We start from the raw sequence: 1,151 nt of genomic DNA on the forward strand, positions 1-1,151 counted from the left end.
AAAAAAGAAAAGCAGTCAAAGTTTTTCAACTCTAACTACTTTGTCTACAGTCTGAAAGGTCCCGTCAGGGACCTTTAATGCATCACTTATTTAACTTGATCGATGATGTATTTAACCGATGGAAATACGAAATCTGCGCAGATTGTGCTTTTTTCATAGTCTTCAGGCTTGGTTTCACCTGAATAGACAAGGATTGAAGTGATTCCAGCATTGATTCCAGTCTGAACATCTGTGTAGAGACGATCTCCGACCATAACCATTTCATTCTGATTCAAGGCATATTTTAATGCGATGCTCTCCACAACTGCTTTATTCGGTTTTCCTATAACAAACGGTTTTTTCCCGGTACTTGCTTCGATCATGGCTGCCATGGCTCCAGCGTCGGGCATAAATGCGCCTCCTGGCAGCGGGCAGACAAAATCAGGGTGGGTGGCAATATATTCCACTCCAGCCGCAATATACTCACAGGCAATCCATACTTTTTCATAAGTCAGTGTGGTGTCAAACCCGAGAACGACGAAGTCAACCTTCTCTCCTCTACCATTCACCAGCTGAAACCCTTCGCGAATGAATTCCTCTTCCAGTGATGGTGTACCCAGAAGGTAGATTCTTGCGCCTTCGTGCCTGTTTTTCAGATATCTTGTTGTCGCTTCACCAGAAGTAAATATATCCTCTGCTGTTACATCAAGCCCAAGATTCCTTAATTTATCGACGTAGGCCATTCTGTTTTTGGAAGAATTATTGGTGAGAAAAATATATCTCTTTCCGTTTTGCTTCAGTGTGTCCAAAAAATCAGATGCTCCGTCAATCAGTTCATTTCCAAGAAATATGGTACCATCCATATCCAGCAGAAACGTATCTTTCTCTTTTAAATTGTTCAAAACGATACTCCTTTATATTAACTGAAGAGATTATATGTAAATAATGCAATTCCTTCTGAGTAGGTCAGTAGTATCAGCACTACAAGCAGTGCAACGATGAATGGCCATACTTCCTTCAGGAAATCTTCGATTTTAACCCCGACGATGGTACAGACCGTGAACATCATCGATCCGAAAGGAGGTGTTAGACCACCGATCATAATATTGACAATGAAGATCATTCCAAAATGGATAGGATCAATACCGAATGTCTTCACCGCAGGTACTAGA

The 1,151-nt window shown here is 41.4% G+C and carries 2 protein-coding genes; both read right to left on the minus strand.

Annotated features, from left to right (window positions below; all coding sequences use genetic code 11):
* Positions 1-86: 86 nt before the first annotated feature.
* The gene (locus RTX25_RS12570; RefSeq protein WP_312654198.1) at positions 87-881 is read right to left on the minus strand and encodes an HAD-IIA family hydrolase; all 795 of its coding nucleotides are present in this window, start codon (positions 879-881) and stop codon (positions 87-89) included.
* Positions 882-898: 17 nt separating this feature from the next.
* Positions 899-1,151, minus strand: a 253-nt coding sequence (locus RTX25_RS12575) for a TRAP transporter large permease subunit (RefSeq protein ID WP_312654200.1), incomplete at its 5' end; no start/stop codon positions are given.

Source organism: Proteiniclasticum sp. (assembly GCF_032054185.1).
In the GTDB taxonomy this organism is placed as follows: Bacteria; Bacillota; Clostridia; order Clostridiales; family Clostridiaceae; genus Proteiniclasticum.